This is a genomic window from Microbacterium sp. As-52, assembly GCF_049949185.1.
In the GTDB taxonomy this organism is placed as follows: domain Bacteria; phylum Actinomycetota; class Actinomycetes; order Actinomycetales; family Microbacteriaceae; genus Microbacterium; species Microbacterium maritypicum_A.
Window position 1 is genome coordinate 1210191 of the sequence record NZ_CP188171.1, and the last position, 15815, is coordinate 1226005.

Annotated in this window: 11 protein-coding genes; 6 read left to right on the plus strand and 5 right to left on the minus strand. The window is 68.1% G+C overall.

What is annotated here, in order from left to right; translation table 11 throughout:
• Positions 1-255: 255 nt before the first annotated feature.
• A complete protein-coding gene (locus tag ACLFA2_RS05810; RefSeq protein ID WP_426622197.1) occupies positions 256-5439 on the minus strand; it encodes an endo-alpha-N-acetylgalactosaminidase family protein in 5184 nt (1727 codons plus the stop codon).
• Between the two features lie 229 nt (positions 5440-5668).
• Positions 5669-7534: a glycoside hydrolase family 35 protein gene (locus ACLFA2_RS05815; protein ID WP_426622198.1), complete on the minus strand. Its 1866-nt coding sequence runs from the start codon at positions 7532-7534 to the stop codon at positions 5669-5671.
• 94 nt (positions 7535-7628) lie between these two features.
• Here ACLFA2_RS05815 and ACLFA2_RS05820 point away from each other — a divergent pair, with 94 nt between their 5' ends.
• The 3 genes from ACLFA2_RS05820 to ACLFA2_RS05830 all read left to right on the plus strand — a co-directional run bounded on the left by ACLFA2_RS05820 (position 7629) and on the right by ACLFA2_RS05830 (position 10708).
• A complete protein-coding gene (locus tag ACLFA2_RS05820; RefSeq protein ID WP_021199181.1) occupies positions 7629-8660 on the plus strand; it encodes a LacI family DNA-binding transcriptional regulator in 1032 nt (343 codons plus the stop codon).
• Positions 8661-8736: 76 nt separating this feature from the next.
• Entirely contained in the window at positions 8737-9189 is a 453-nt protein-coding gene (locus tag ACLFA2_RS05825; RefSeq protein ID WP_029265257.1) for a PH domain-containing protein, read from the plus strand.
• Positions 9167-10708 carry a hypothetical protein gene (locus ACLFA2_RS05830; protein ID WP_426622199.1) on the plus strand — a complete coding sequence of 514 codons (1542 nt, stop codon included), beginning with the start codon at positions 9167-9169 and terminating at the stop codon, positions 10706-10708. The genes ACLFA2_RS05825 and ACLFA2_RS05830 overlap by 23 nt, the downstream gene beginning before the upstream one ends.
• On the opposite strand, the gene ACLFA2_RS05835 is transcribed toward ACLFA2_RS05830, so the two are convergent.
• On the minus strand, positions 10668-11138 hold the full coding sequence (locus tag ACLFA2_RS05835) for a DUF2231 domain-containing protein (protein WP_373695046.1): 471 nt from the start codon (positions 11136-11138) through the stop codon (positions 10668-10670). The genes ACLFA2_RS05830 and ACLFA2_RS05835 overlap by 41 nt on opposite strands.
• Positions 11139-11208: 70 nt before the next feature.
• Here ACLFA2_RS05835 and ACLFA2_RS05840 point away from each other — a divergent pair, with 70 nt between their 5' ends.
• The 3 genes from ACLFA2_RS05840 (at position 11209) to ACLFA2_RS05850 (ending at position 12991) form a co-directional block, all read left to right on the plus strand.
• Positions 11209-11715 (plus strand): sigma-70 family RNA polymerase sigma factor, encoded by a 507-nt coding sequence (locus ACLFA2_RS05840; RefSeq protein WP_021199185.1) that lies wholly within the window; start codon positions 11209-11211, stop codon positions 11713-11715.
• Positions 11712-12401, plus strand: a complete 690-nt coding sequence (locus ACLFA2_RS05845) for an anti-sigma factor family protein (RefSeq protein ID WP_021199186.1) — start codon at positions 11712-11714, stop codon at positions 12399-12401. Before ACLFA2_RS05840 ends, ACLFA2_RS05845 begins: the two co-directional genes overlap by 4 nt.
• A 65-nt stretch (positions 12402-12466) precedes the next feature.
• Positions 12467-12991 (plus strand): COG4315 family predicted lipoprotein, encoded by a 525-nt coding sequence (locus ACLFA2_RS05850; protein ID WP_021199187.1) that lies wholly within the window; start codon positions 12467-12469, stop codon positions 12989-12991.
• 26 nt (positions 12992-13017) lie between these two features.
• Here the strand turns inward: ACLFA2_RS05850 and ACLFA2_RS05855 are convergent, their stop codons facing one another.
• Positions 13018-14346 carry a CynX/NimT family MFS transporter gene (locus ACLFA2_RS05855; RefSeq protein ID WP_021199188.1) on the minus strand — a complete coding sequence of 443 codons (1329 nt, stop codon included), beginning with the start codon at positions 14344-14346 and terminating at the stop codon, positions 13018-13020.
• Positions 14343-15815, minus strand: coding sequence for an amidophosphoribosyltransferase (gene purF, locus ACLFA2_RS05860; RefSeq protein WP_021199189.1), 1473 nt, complete (start codon positions 15813-15815; stop codon positions 14343-14345). The genes ACLFA2_RS05855 and purF overlap by 4 nt, the downstream gene beginning before the upstream one ends.

The window sequence follows — 15815 nt, forward strand, 5'->3', positions numbered from 1 at the left end:
GCGTCGGAGGGCAAGCCGGGTCGGAGGCTCAGCGAGCGCACGGGAAGCTGGCGAGCGCACGGAATCTCCACGCGTACAAGTCGTGCACTCGACAACGAGCCGTGCACTCGGCGGGGCGAGGGCGGGTGGGCGCGGGGCGGGCGGACGCGGGGCGGGCGGACGCGGGGCGGGGCGCGGGGCGGGCGGACGCGGGGTGGGGCGCGGTAGAGACGGCGAACGGCCCGGAGGAGCACTCCGGGCCGTTCGGGCGGTGCGTCAGCTCAGTCGGCGTCTCCGCAGCCAGAGGACGAGGCCGAGCGTGATCGCGGCCAGACCGGCGACCGCCGCCCCTGCCCAGATGGCTCCGTCTGCACCGGTCGTCGCGAGGCCACCGGCGCTAGCGGCAGCACCGGCCGTGACCGTGAGGTCCCCGCGCGCCAGCTCCACGCCCTGGGCGTCGGTCGCGACGAGAGCGTGGGCTCCAGCCGGCGTCGCTGCGGGAATCGAGACCGTGGCCACGGCGTCGCCGTCGGCGGACACCGTCACCTCGCCGATCCGCACCGGCTCGGAATGCAGCCACAGCTGCACCACCGCGTCCGGCTCGAACCCGCTCAGCTGCACGGTCAGACTCCCTCCCGCCACCACCGAGCCGATGGAGGCCGTGACGGTCGCCTTCTTCCCCGGCTTCGCCTTCTTGACCTTCAACGGAGCGCTGGCGAGTTCCGCACCGGACGCGTCCTGGACGATCACCCGGTGCTTCCCGAGCGAGGCGTCGGTGGGGATCAGCAGTCTCGTCGACAGCGCGCCCTTCTCATCGACCGTCGCATCCGTCAGCTTCGCGCCGTCGAGCCACACCGACACCGTCGAGCGCGGACCGAAGCCCGTGAGCGCGATACCCACCGTCTCCCCGGCGCGCACCGAGTCGGTGTCGAGACCGATCTTCGGATCGATAGCCGGGTTGCACGCGCTCAGGTCGTCGGCCGGACGCGTCGCGGGCGCATGGCCCGCCTGCGGAGCCGAGGAGCCGTAGACGGCCATCTCGGCCACCGAGGCGAACTGCGTCCCCGAGATCGATGAGGTCGCGGTGACCCGGATGTAGCGGGCTGTGGTCTCGGCGAAGTCCACGTCCTGCCAGTCGGCGAGGTTCTGCCACTCCCCCGACGTGACCGGCGTGTACGCCTGCCCGTCCGCGGAGACCGCGACCTCATAGCCCTTGATCGGCCCGTTCTGGTTCGCGTTGCGACGCAGGTACGAGATGCCGTCGATCTTCTCGGCGGCACCGAGATCGAAGGTCATCACGTGCGGATACGAGGTCGCGTCGACGCTCCACCGGCTGTGCCAGAAGGTGCCGGCGTTGCCGTCGATCATGTTGGCGGCGGCGCCGTCTTCACCGGCTGTCTCCTCGGAGCTCGCCGACACCGTGATCTGCGAGTTGGGGATGCGTGCCCGCGAGGACACCGACACCTCCTGCGTCGTGCGGACGGTGCGCACGTCGCAATCCGCGAGGTACGTCGCAGCGATCCCGATTCCGATGCCCGTACCGGCTGCGGCTGCCGGCGCGGTGATCAGCCACGTGGTGTCCACACTGTCCCCGGGAGCGACCGTCTCGAACAGGTTCGATGAGCCGTCGGCGACCTCAACCGCGTACCCCTCCGGCAGCTCGAGCTGCACGCCGATGTTCTCGACGGCGATGGACTCGCTGTTCGTGAAGGTGGTCGTGAACGCGGTCTGCGCACCGGGGCTCAGGACGCCCGCTTCGCCGGACACGGTCGCGCACGGGGTGCCGCCGGTGGTGGGACCGAGGTCGGTGACGGTGAAGTCGTCGAGCACGAAGTCCACTTCCGGCCCTCCCACCCGCTCGAGTCCCACCCAGGTGTAGTCGCCGCATCCGACGACGACGTCCTGCGAGAACTGTGCCGTCTCCAGCGCCTGGGTGATCCCCGTGCGGCTGAGCGTGGTCGACGTGACCTTGCCACCCGCCACGGAATCCGTCCCGGTGAGCCAGCGGTATGCTCCGCTCGCCCCGGCCTGGTAGTCGAAGCCGATCCGGTAGGAGTGCCCTGCCTGCAACGGCACGAGCGTCGGGTCGGTGCGATATATCAGACCGCTGTACTCCGAGTGCGACATCAGCGAGTGATCCCCCGACAGGGTGGAGTCGACCGCGAGCCCGGCCAGTGCCCCCGAGTCGAACGGGATGGCGGTGTTCCGCCATTCGCTCGTCGTGTAGGGCTCGTTGCGGCGCGAGATGCTCGTGCGGATGCCGCCGGGGTCGCCTGCGAAGACGAACGGCCCCCAGCCGGCCTGGTTGCCCTCGAAGTCGTTCGAGTAGACGGTGCCCTCGGAACGAGGCGAAGTCGTATCGCGCATGATGCGCGCGTTGTCGACCCGCACCTTCGGCTCACCCGCCACGGCGGACACGGAGACATCCACCTGACCGGACGCCGGTGCCAGGAAGGAGACCGATCCTCGCTGGTACCCCAGCCCGGCCTTCGAGTCCGACACCATGCGGTTCTCCGTCGGGGAGAGGTTCCAGGTGGCCGGAACGACCCCGTTCCCCGTGTCGACCGCCACCGTGACGTCTCTCGTCGCCGTCGGCTCGATCTGCACCTGGGCCGAGAACGAGTACCGCTCTCCCGGCTTCAGGCCGGTGACGGTCTGGGTGATGGACGATGCGGCAGCGCCGAGCACAGCGATGTTGTCGCCGCGGGACTCGGTCTTCGCCGTTCCCTGATCTGTGCGCTCGATCGTCACCTCGCCTCGCGGGTTCCAGACGTCGAGCGAACCGGAGTTGAAACCCGGGTCGTCGAGACCGGCGTCGTGGTAGTCGACGGCTGCGCGCTGCGCCCCGCCCTGCGGCACCACGACATAGGCCGTGCCCTTGTCTCCCGTGAGCGTGAGCTCACCGCCCGTCGCGTTGACCGTGCCGACCTTGACGCGTCCCTGGTCGCCGAGCTCGAAGACGTCGAAGGCCGTGTTGCCGCGGAAAGCGTCGGTGAGACCGAACGTCTTCTCGCCGCCGGATGCGGAGTAGAAGTACATCTTGTCGGCGTCGACGGGCGACCCGGCCTCCTCGTTCGACTCCAGCGACTGCCACGGCAGCAGGTACGAGTCGCCTCGCAGCACCGTCGCCCCGTCCATCGTGACGACCCTGGTGCTTCCGTCCATGCGCACGGCGACGTCATCCGTCAGCGTCGCCTCCGCACCCGCCTCGTACGTGAGCAGATCGAAGTGCTGCAGGAACTTCGTCGGCAGGCTCTGCGTCCAGATGTTGCCCATGAAGCCGTCCCAGTTGCGGTTGCCCTGCCATCCCTCGGCGTCGATCAGCCGCTGCTGGCCCAACAGGGCGTCGTCGTTCCAGATGTCGGCCTGTCCGTTCTGGATGAAGCGCACCATGGTGGAGTTGATGCCCTTGTTGTCCTTGCCGCCGTAGGCGAGGTCGTTCGGCCAGTGCGACCAGACCGTGTTGTCGACGAACTTGTCGCCCCATTCGGTCGCGACTTCGAGGTCCATGCCGTTCAGCTCGTCCGCGAGCTCTTCGGCGACCCGGCCGTTGGAGTAGTAGACGTCGATGTAGACACCGCTGAGCCCCGGTACCTCGTCACGCAGCTGCTGGAAACGATCGAGCACACGACCCGTGCCGAGGTCTGCCTGCTGATTGATGTAGTACGACTGGTCGAGCCATGCCCACCCCTTCTTGTACGGGGCGTCGCCGTCGAGGATCGCCGGGTCGAAGGCGTTGGCCTGGGGGTAGATCTCCGTGGCGTTGACGTGCACGCTCATGTCGGCGTTGAGCTTCGCGCCCTCGTCGACGAGGGTGTTCAGGTCGTCGAGACCACCGGCACGCTCATTGTAGTTTCCGCCGTAGTCGGTGTTCGCCGAGTCGTGGCCCTCGCTGCCATAGCCCTTGTTGAGCACCCACTGGCCGAGGCCGTCGGTCTGGTTCGCGATGCGCTTGGTGTTGTCGAGCACGAGGTCGAAGTAGTTCGTCGCACTGGACGCGAAATTGAAGGGGATGCGGCTGACGACACGCTCCGCGACCCGGTCGGCACCGAGACGCGGGGTGTCGACCTCGCGATAGCGGATCGCCGCGTCCTGCCAGTCGACGGTCGCGTCGCCGTTGCGGTCGGCGGCGAGGAGGACGGTGACCTGGGGCAGGGCGTAGGTGGTGACGCGGCTGTCGACGGCGGTGGTGGGGTGAACCAGCCAGGCGCTGGATCCGATCTCGGCCGTGCGCCCCGATGCCTCGGTCACGCGCGTGGTCAGGCGGGTGTTCCAGGAGGCGGTCCCCCCGGAGGCCTGGGTCGTCGCATTGGTGATCACGCTGCCGACCAGCGCTCCGTTGCCGAGGAACGCGAATGCCGCCCCTTTCTGGCCGGTCGCCGTGGATGCGTTCACCGCGATGTGCTCGTCGGCGTTCTTGGTGCTGTCAGGACTGATGACGGTGCGATCCAGCGTCGCCCCGCCGTCCGCAGCGCTCGCGGAGAGGAACGCGTTGTCCGGGAGCCCGAGCGTGGTCACGGTCGCCGAGCCTTCGACGGCGGTGACCTCGAACCCGACGGTGCCGTTCTTCGCGACGCGGATGCTGCTGCGCACCGTGACGTCGATGCCGGTGAGCTTCGACACGTAGTCGACTCCGGTCGCGGAGGAGGTCGAGGTGGTCTCCGACGGGTAGCTCGTCCCGTTCACGGACCAGGTCTTCGCGGAGGTGCGCTGCCCGGTGATGCTGTCGTCCCCCACCCGGTACTCGGCGATGCGGGGGAACTCGGTCGAGACGACCGCAGTCGTGCCGCCGTCGGCGATCTCGACCTTCTCGTCGGTGTCGGGGCCCTCCGGCTCGGTGACGATGGGAGGCAGCTCCTGGTCCGACAGGATCTCGATCTCACCCCCACCGGCACCATTGCCGGTCATGTCCTGCGCATCGATGATCAGCAGCGCGACGTACCGACCCTCGACCGCGGTGTCGAGCGAGATGCGCTGCTTCTCACTGTTCGACGTCGGCGCGTGCAGGGTCGCCGTCGCGACCGCGGCACCCCACCCGCCGTCCGCCGGCGAGAGGGTGGCAGCCTGGGCGTCGTCGGTCACGTAGACCTCGACATTCTTCGCGTCGATCCGCTGTCCGAGCTTGCCCGAGTAGTCGAGCGCCTTGACGGAGACGGAGCGCTGGAGGTCGATGGACAGCCAGTGCGGGAACGGCGCCTTCTCCGTGTAGCGCGAGACCCACTGCGTACCGAAATCACCATCGAAGGCGGCGAGCGCCGTGCCGTCGACCGATGGCGGAGCCGGGTAGGGGTCCGATTCGCTCGACACCCCGTGCAGGCGGTAGTCGGTCTTGGGGACGGGGATCAGATCGGCAGCCTGCGCAGCCGGCGCCTGGATGAGCACGCCGCCGAACGCGAGCGCCGTCGCCAGCAGGGAGCTGAGGGCGACGGCCGCGCGGGGCGGTCGGGAAGGTTTCGACACGTCTTGCCTCTCGGTCGGAGCGACGTCCGGGAGCACAGACGCCCCGATGCGTCGCAGATGATCATCGATGACACACCTCGATGTTTGCGCTATCACAATATGCAGACGGAGTCTGGTATATCAAGGCTCCGTTATAAGCGAGCGCAAACATTGGCCAAAAGTCATCCGCCACAGACGAGAAGAGCCGCCCCGCGCACACGGTGCGAGGCGGCTCTTCTGACGTTCCGGCTCAGGAGCCGATGAACTCCTCGGTCTCTCCGAAGGAGGGCTCCTCACGGATCTCGACCTTCGATCCAAGGCCATCGGTATCGAGCACCACGATCTCGTTGCGGCCGACCTTCCAGAGCGGTGCCGGCGCGTAGAGCGTCTCCTGCGGTCCGACTTTCCAGTACCGCCCCAGGAGGAACCCGTTCAGCCAGACCATCCCCTTCGATCCCGCGGGGAACGCCAGCCAGGCATCGAGCGGCTCGGCGACGTCGAACGAGGCGACGGCGAGGCCGTCGGAGGCGTCCGCCGGCAAGCCGGAAGCCGCCGAGCGGGGAGTCGCCAAGTGGGTAGTCGCCGAATGCGCGGTCACGGCAGGAGCATCCTGCGGGATGAGGCGATGCGTCCACCCGTTGACGAGCCGGCGGCCGATCATCACGCCGCGCATGATGCCCTTGCCCTCACCCGTGTACGGACCGTAATTGATGCGCCCGAGACTCTCGACCACGATCGTGAGCCGCCCGGCGCCGCCGCCTACGGGCAGGGAGAGCGAGGTATCGCCATCGCGCTCGAGCACGCCGAGCCGCAGCCCGTCGAGGGACACCACGGCACGGTCATGCAGTCCGTCGATCGTGAGCACGGCCTCGGCGGGAAAAGACACGTCCGCCTGATACGCGACCAGACCGTCTTCAGCACCGAGCTCTTCGAACGTGCGCGGTCGCGGCGAGACGTCGCCGGTCACGGGGAGAGTCGCGATCAGCTCCCCCAGCGAAACCCGTGGTTCGAGCGGTGCGGTCGCGGCGCTCTGCCGCTGCGGATCGGCGGGGATCGGAGGGAGCTCACCCGCATGGAACGGCGCGAACATCGACCGCAGCGCATGGAACTTCTCGTTCAGCGTGCCGTCTTCGCCGATCGGTGCATCCGAGTCGTAACTGGTGACCGTCGGCTGCAGCACCTGGTCATGGTTCGCCCCGTTCCAGAGGCCGAAGTTCGTGCCGCCGTGCGCCATGTAGAGGCTCACGGATCCGCCCGCAGCCAACAACTCCGCGATCGTGCCGCCGGTGCTCGCGGCGGAGCGCACGTGGTGCCGTTCGCCCCAGTGGTCGAACCAGCCGCCCCACAGCTCGCTGCACATGAGCGCATCGCCCTCGCGACGCAGCTCGACCGCCCGCGCGACGCCGGTACCGAAGGTGAAGGTCGCCATCGCACCCGGCACACTGCCGTGCTCGATCATGTCGCCGGTGATGCCGTCGGCGGTCGTGAGCATCTCGACCATCCCGCGGCGACGGAGCCCATCGCGCAGGTGTGCGAGGTAGGCGGAATCGCTGCCGAACGAGCCGTACTCGTTCTCGATCTGGATCGCGACGATCGGTCCGCCGTGCGCCGCCTGCAGAGGGGCGAGGCGGGGGATCAGCGCGTCGTACCACGCGTCGACCGCCGCGAGGAAGTCGGCGTCGCTGGTGCGCAGTGCCGTGACCCGCCCCGACAGCCAGAACGGGATGCCGCCGTTGGACCACTCGGCGCAGATGTAGGGACTGGGCCGGAGGAAGACATCGAGTCCGACGTCTCCGGCGAGGCGGATGAAGCGCTCGATGTCGCGCCAGCCGTCGAAGCGCGCATCCCCCTCGACGCGCTCATGGAAGTTCCAGGCGACATACGTGTCGACCGTGTTCGCGCCCATCGCGGCGAGCCGACGGAGGCGGTCCTCCCACTGGTCGGGATGGACGCGGAAGTAGTGGATCGAGCCCGCCAGGATGCGGTGGGCGACGCCGTCGCGGAGAATCTCCCCGTCACGCCAGGTCAAGGTGGGCGCGCCGATCGGCGACGCGGCGGCCGGGGCGTCGACGGCGACGGAAGAGTCGTCGAGAGCCGAGGCGAGAAGGTCAGGCATAGCGCTCCAAGCACGAGTGTTTGCGTTCACATTATCGCATCACACGACTCGCCGCCTCCTGGATTCACGCCGATTGATCGCTACCATTGAGCACATGTCACCTCGTCGCCCGAGAGACGACCGCGCCCCCAGCCAGGTCGATGTCGCCCAGCTCGCCGGAGTCTCCACGCAGACCGTGTCGCGCGTCATGTCCGGGCAGGACAACGTGCGCCCCGACACCGCCAGGCGCGTGCTCGCAGCGGTCGAAGAGCTCGGCTATCGCGTGCACGCCGCCGCCGCATCCCTCGCCTCCGGCCGCACCCGTGTGCTCGGTGTGATCGTCGTCTCGACCGACCGATACTCGTCAGCGGCCCTCGGTGTCGGCATCCAGCAGGCGGCTGCGGCGAACGGATACACCGTCTCGACGGCGGCCGTCGCCGACCATGCGTCGGCCGAGGCGTTCCTGGAGGCCTTCGACCGGCTGGAGCGTCAGGGCGCGGAAGGCATCATCCTCGGGGTGCCGGTCGAGCTCGAGAGTCCGGCCATGCGGGCGCGCACCGAACGCACCCCCGCAACCCGCAGCGAGCGCACCTCTCTCGACGAAGACGCCCCGCTCGCCGTCGACCAGCGCGCGATCGCGCGTCTCGCCGTCGAGCACCTGCTCGATCTCGGGCACAAGACCGTCTGGCACGTCTCCGGTGACGACTACTGGACCGAGACGCAGCAGCGCAGCGAGGCGTGGGAACAGACGCTCCGCGACCGCGGAATCGTTCCCCCGCCGCTGATCCCCGCCGACTGGACGCCCGAGTCGGGCTACCGCGCCGGTCGCACGATCGCGGCCATCCCCGAGGCCACGGCCGTGTTCGTCAGCAGCGACGAGATGGCGTTCGGACTGATCCGCGCGCTGCACGAGGCCGGTCGCAGCGTTCCCGACGACGTCTCGGTGGTGAGCGTCGACGACATCGCCCTCGCCGCCTACGCCTCCCCCGCGCTCACCACGGTCCGCCAACCCTTCGAGGCGATGGGCCGCGCGGCCGCGCTCCGGGTGATCGCTCAGATCGAGGGACACGATGCGGTCGGCGAGATGCCCTCCACCGACCCTCAGCTCATCGTGCGCTCGTCCACCGCACCGCCGCGCTCCGCGTAGCGCCAGGCGCATCCTCGACCTCCTCCCACCCGCCTCATCGCGAGACAGAACTCATCGCGAGACCGAAAGCGAATTGATGCAACTGGCACCGAAGGCCGTGGTCGTCGCCGTTCTGCGGAGCGCAATACTCTGGGCGATACTCCTCATCGCTGCAGTCGGGCTCGTGCTCGGCATCCCTGCGATGCGGATCCCCATCGTCTTCGCGGTCCTCGGACTCGCCGTAGTCGTCGCGCTCATCGAGCTCACCTGGCTGACGCCGGCTGCTGTGCGGAGCTTTCGATACTCCGTCTCCTCTGACGGGATCCATACCTCGGAGGGCGTCGTCTTCCAGCGAGAGAACTTCTTGCCGATGCAGCAGATCCTGATCGTCGAGCGGCGCCAGGGACCGATCATGCGGTCCGTCGGGCTCGTGAAGGTCCGATTGCGGGTTCCTGGATCGTACGTCGACATCGACGGTGTCACCGACGACGCCTTCATCGATCTGCAACGCGAAGTCCGATCGGCCCATGCTCCCGATGCTCATGGTTAGAAGGAACAGCCGCGTCATGATCGCGATCGTCGGTGTTCGCGCCCTCCTCGGCGGCATCGTCGGCACCGCAGTCTCCCTTCTCATCAGCGCACTGGTCGGCAAGCCCGTGCCACTCGTGGTGTATCTGATCCTGCTCGTCGGGTTCGTCGTGCGACTCGTCTTCGCGGTTGCCGAGTGGCGGAGCACGACGTATCAGCCCCTCGAATCCGAGCTCACGTACCGGTCAGGTTATGTCAGCTCGAGTTCGATGCAGGTGCCCTGGTCGAGTGTGCGGGGCGTCTATGTCGAAACCCCCTGGCTTCTGCGCCTGTTCGGGCGATCCGAACTCCGAGTCGCCCACGGTACGGGGCAGGCGAACGACATCCATTTCAGAGCACTCACCCCTGCGGCGATCGCAGAACTCCGCACCCATATCGAAAGCTCCCGCGAGGCGGGCGCCCGCGATGTCGACTTCTTCGACGACACGGAGGAGTTCACGGGCGCCGAGATCTGGCTGTACGCCTTCACGCATTCGCGGTGGTACGTCATCTTCCCCCTCGCCATCGCCGCGATCGGATTGCTCTCGCAGTTCCTGGAACGCGACATCATTCAGACTTCCCTCTTTCTCTGGGAACGACTGATCCGGTTGCCGGTCGCGATGATGGTGGTCGCCCTGGCAGGCACGTGTGCGCTGGCGATCGCGACAGGGGTCATCTCCAGGATGGCGGAGATGTCGAACTTCCGGATCCGGCGGACGGCGGAACTGATCGAGACCCGACAGGGACTGCTGTCGACCAGGACGCGCACGATCGATTGCGCTGACATCACCCTGCTCGATCTGCAGCAGCCCGTTCTGTTTCGTCTGGCTCATCGCAGCATCGTGCGCGTGTCGGGCGGATCGGGTGAGGGAGACCCACAGAACTTCTTGTCTCCTCATGCCACGGCCCAAGAAGCGACTTCAGCGATTCAGAGTGTCTTCCCGAATCATCGGCAGGGCACACTCATCGCGCGGTCGAGGCTCTTCGGCGTGATCGCCATCGGTGCGATCTGGATCGGGGCGATCATCATCGTCCAGTCGTTGATCGGAGCGGCGTGGTCGGTGGTAGCAGGCACAGCTCTGATCATCGTCATCGCGTTGTGGAGCGTGCGCGCACCGTCCCGGTTCTTCCTCTCACCCGACGGGGTCGTGGAGATCCATCGAGGAATCCTGTTCCGTAGGCGGCTTCTCTTCCGAGCTTCTTCGATCCTTCACTACGAATCCGTCGTCAGCCCCGTGGGCCGATGGCTCCCTGCGAACAAGATGAAGGTCACCGTTGCCGACAGAGGCACACGAGAGATCTCGATGAGGGCTGTCCCACTGAGAGAGCTACGCGCGTTGGTCCAGGCGCTGACCCAGCTGAAGAGCGTGGGGACATATCGATACAGCCGGATTCCCGACGTGACCGAAGACACGACAGACGACGTCACCGCCGCCCCTCCGACGTCGACAGAAGCTGTTCTCACCCGCCCCACACCGCCCGGGCGCCGGCCTCGCCGATGAGCACGACCATGACCGTGCTCCCTGCGCCGCTCACCACGGCCAATGCGGCCAGAATCATGCGCGCTGTCCTGCGAGGCCCCTCGGTGAAGCGGTACCAGCACCACTGCACCGCGGCGACGACGAACATCGCCAGCGCCCATGGCCACAGGAGCCCGCCGAGAGCCGCATGATGGACGACGGCCGGCACCGGTCCCACCTGCTGCGCCAACGCCTCACCCGCGAGCATCGTGATGGGCACGAGCACCAGCACGGCCAGCGCGGCGATCGGTGTGACGACGCCGAGCCTCTTGCGCGCGGCGGGCAGGAAGGCGCCGAGGATCAGTGCCAGCGCCGTGAGCGGCACGAGGATGACCACCGCGTGGACGATGAGCGGATGCAGCGGGAGGCCGTCGATCTCGAAGAGGTCCATACTCAGGACACGGGATGACATCGCGCGAGGTTCAGATGAACTTCTCGCCCGGCTGTCTCGTGTCTTCGGAGAGGACCGAAGGAGGTGGCGGATGCCGAAGGATGATGCGGCGCGTCTCGGCGCGCTCTACGACGCGCATGCGGCACCGATCTGGCGCTATGTCGTGCACCTCACCGGGGATCGAGCGGGTGCCGACGACGTGGTCCAGGAGACGCTGCTGCGCGCCTGGCGCACTCCGCGGATCCTCGCCGACGATCCGGAATCGACACGATCCTGGATGTACACGGTCGCCCGACACCTGGTCGTGGACGAGGTGCGCAGCGCCCACCACCGCCGGGAGATCACGACGGATGAACCCCCAGACTCCGCCATGCGAGACGCGACAGACGCCATCTTCGATGCGATCCTCATCGAAGAGGCGCTCTCGGCCCTCTCCGAGGCGCATCGCGAGGTCGTGATCCGCGCGTACTACCGAGGGCTCACCGTGTCGGAGATCTCCGACGAGCTGACGATCCCGGAGGGAACCGTGAAGTCGAGGCTGCACTACGGCCTGCGCGCGCTGCGTCTCGGGCTGCAGGAGAAGGGAGTGACGCGATGAACGCCGACCACGGGCGCTATGCCGACGGGGATGCCGCCTACGTACTCGGGGCTCTCAGCGCCGCCGATCGCGCCGAATACGAGGCGCACCTCTCGCAGTGCGCCGAGTGCCGCGCGGCCATCGCCGAGATCACGCCGATCCCCGGCCTGCTCTCCCGGGTACCCCCCGAGCGGGCGGAATCGCTGCTGCAGGCAGCGGGTGTCGAGACTCCGGCCCCGGAGCACCGCGCGCGCGTGCTGTCCCTGGCCACCGAGCGCGCCCGACGCCGTCGCCGTGCGCGGATCGTCGGCATCGCCGCAGCCGCCGCGATCGTGGTGGCCACCGTGGCGGTGCCCGTGATCTCTACTCTGCGTCCACCGTCGACGACGATCGCGCTCGAGCAGCTTCGAGACGCGCCGCTGACCGCATCCGTCAGCCTCACCGATGTCGCCTGGGGAACCCGACTCGACATGATCTGCGACTATGGCAGCGAAGGCGACGCGCCCGCGGATGGATGGGCCTACGCGCTGGTGGTGGTGAGCGACGACGGCACCGAGAGCGTGCTGTCGACCTGGCGCGCGCACCCCGGAACCACGGCGCGCCTGAGCGCCGGCACCGAACTCCCGGCGTCCGACATCGCCGCCGTCGAGATCCGTGCCGTCGACTCCGGAACCGTGCTGATGCGATCGGCGCTCGACGGACCCTGAACCTTTCCCCGTCGCCTCTCGTGTACCCCATGACCGCACCCGCGGTCCTGCACAGGAGGTTCACCATGCTCTCGAGAGTCTCGAAGACCGCGGCCGTCGCCGCGCTGCTCATGACGTTCGTCGTCGCCGGCTGCACGTCGACCGGCGGAAGCTCCGGCGGTGGGGCGCAGGACACGGGCGGCGCCTACGGCCAGTCCTCCGGATCGAGCGCCCCCACCTCGGGATCGTCGTCCGGCTCAGGCACTCTGATGACCGCGGACTCGGATCTCGGCGAGATCGTCGTCGACGCCGACGGGAAGACGCTCTACATGTTCGACAACGACACGCAGGGCTCGGGGAAGAGCTCGTGCACCGGCGAGTGCCTGACGAACTGGCCGCCGCTGACCGTCGAGAGCGACGCGCCGGCCGTCGAAGGCGTGACCGGCGAAGTCGGCACCATCACCACGGCCGACGGCTCCACTCAGGTGACCCTCAACGGCTGGCCGCTTTACTACTTCGCCGGTGATGCCGCCGCAGGAGACGTCAACGGTCAGGGCGTCGGCGGCATCTGGTGGGTGCTCTCCCCCGCCGGGGAACGCATGGCCGAGTGACGTCGCGCAGGCGCCGGCCCGCAGACTCACCAGCGACCGTGCCGGTGCTCCCACTCGTCCTCGACCGTGCGGCGCCGCCCCGCGACGATGCCGGCGGGGATCGCGACGATCAGCACACCCGCGATGACGAGCAGCGGAATCCGCCAGCCCGCGGTCGTCTCGTGCAGCAGTCCGACCAGCAGGGGGAAAGTCGCCGCGATGGCGTAGCCGATGCTCTGCACGAAGCCGCTCAGCGCCACTGCGCTCTCCGGAGTGCGGGCGCGGATGCTGAGCAGCACCAGACTCAGAGGGAACATGATGGCTGTGAGGCCGAAGATGCTCACCCACAGCGGCAGGGCCACGGTCGGCGCGAACAGGAAGCCGGCGAGCCCCACCAGCCCTCCGCCGACCGCGACGAAGAAGAGCGGGCGCGTCGCCTGGAAGCGCACGACGAGGATCGGCACGAGCAGCGAGCACGGGAGACCGATCAGCGCGAAGAGGGAGAGCAGGAAGCCCGCGGTCGCCGGAGTGACGTCACCGATGTCCACGAGCATGGTCGGCATCCATGCGAACGAGACATACGCCATGGTCGACGACGCCCCGAAGACGATCGCGAGCGCCCAGGCGAGCGGAAGCCGCCACAGCCGGGCGAAGTACCGGCGGTTCGCCGGGGTGGTCGAGATCGGACCGGTCGCGACGGCCACCGCATCCTGCACGTCGTCGACGCCGTCGGTCGGGTCGGGGGCCAGGAGCTCGTTCTTCACCGGATCGCGATTCACCGGCTCGACCGCCCGCGAGCCGTTCTTCAGCAGCAGCGCCACCCACGGGACCAGTGCGATACCCGCGACGATGCCCCACATCCCCAGCGACACCCGCCAGCCGAGAGAGTCGGCCACCGGCACGGCGACCAGCGGAGGCAGGAACGTCGACACCGCCATCGTGGTCGAGTAGATGGTCATCATCACCCCGAGCCGATCCGGGAAGTACTTCTTCACCAGCGGCGGGAGGAGCACGTTGCCCGAGCCGACGCCCGCGAACACGACCGCGGTGGCCGCGAGCAGAGTCGTCGAATCGAACGCGAGGCCGCGCAGCAGCAGGCCCAGAGCCATGAGCGTGATCGCGGCGACCGCCATCCGCTCCAGGCCGAATCGACGCTCGAACAGCGGCGTGAGCAGACCGAAGATCGCGAAGCAGACCGGCGGTGCGGCACCGATGAGGCCGACGACGACCGGCGAGACCGGGAAGTCCTCGGCGACGTGGTCGATGACCGGAGACAGGGAGGCGACCGCCGAGCGCAGCGAGAACGCCACCAGGACGATCCCCACGAGTGCGAGAGCCCGACCCTGCCAGAGCGGTCGCGCACTCGGCATCGTCATGAGGTCTGTGACCCCTCCACCCAGGCCAGGTATTCATCCGAGACGGTGCCGGTCACGTACCGGCCGTCGAAGCAGCTCATGTCGAGATCGGTGAGCGCCGAGCCCTCGATGATCGCGGCCTTGAGGTCTTCGACCTCCTGGTAGACCAGGTGATCGCACCCGAGCTCCTCGGCGATCTCGGGGATCGTGCGCCCGTGCGCGATGAGCTCGTGGCGCGACGGCATGTTGATGCCGTACACGTGCGGGTGCCGCACGGGAGGCGCAGCAGAAGCGAAGGTCACCGAGGCGGCGCCGGCATCGCGCGCCATCTGGATGATCTCCTTGGAGGTGGTGCCCCGCACGATCGAGTCGTCGATCAGGAGCACGTTCTTGCCCTGGAACTCGGTCGACATGGCGTTGAGCTTCTGGCGCACGCTCTTCTTGCGCACCGCCTGTCCCGGCATGATGAAGGTGCGGCCGACGTAGCGGTTCTTGTAGAAGCCCTCGCGGTACTCGATGCCGAGCTTGCGGGCGACCTCCATCGCCGCAGGGCGCGACGAGTCGGGGATCGGCATGACCACGTCGATCTTGTCCATCGGCACGTGCTTGGCGATCGTGTCGGCGAGCCGGTCGCCCATGCGCAGACGCGACTCGTACACCGAGATGCCGTTCATGACGGAGTCGGGACGGGCGAGGTAGACGTACTCGAAGGCGCACGGTGCGAGAGTGGCGGCCGTGGCGCACTGCTTCGAGAACAGCTCTCCGTCGTTGGTGATGAAGATCGCCTCGCCCGGCTCGACCTCGCGCACGACGTCGTAGTCGCCGTTCTCGAGCACGAGCGACTCGCTCGCGACGACCCACTCGTCCTTGCCCTCGGCGCCGGGGACCGTCGAGGGACGACGGCCCAGGATCAGCGGACGGATGCCGAACGGGTCACGGAAGGCGAGCAGACCGTAGCCGGCGATGACGGCGATCACGGCGTAGGCGCCTTCGATGCGCTCGTGCGTGCGCGCCACGGCCTCGAACACCCGCTCGGGGTCGAGGTCGACGGTCGAGGTCGTGTTCTGCAGCTCGCCGGCGAGCACGTTGAGCAGCAGCTCGGTGTCGCTGGAGGAGTTGAGGTGGCGGCGATCGCGCTTGGCCATGTCGGCCGTGAGCTCACGCGTGTTGGTGAGGTTCCCGTTGTGGATGAGGATGATGCCGTATGGCGCGTTCACGTAGAACGGCTGCATCTCCTCTTCGTTCGAGGCCGTGCCCTTGGTGGCGTAGCGCACGTGGCCGAGACCCACGTTGCCGAGCAGGGCTCGCATGTCGCGGGTGCGGAACGCCTCGCGGACCATTCCCTGCGCCTTGGCGTTGTGCATCACGCCGTTCGCCTCGGCGGTGGCGATTCCCGTCGCATCCTGGCCGCGGTGCTGCAGCAGCAGGAGTGCGTCGTAGATGTCCTGATTGACCGGGGCAGAGCCCACCATTCCGACGATGCCGCACAT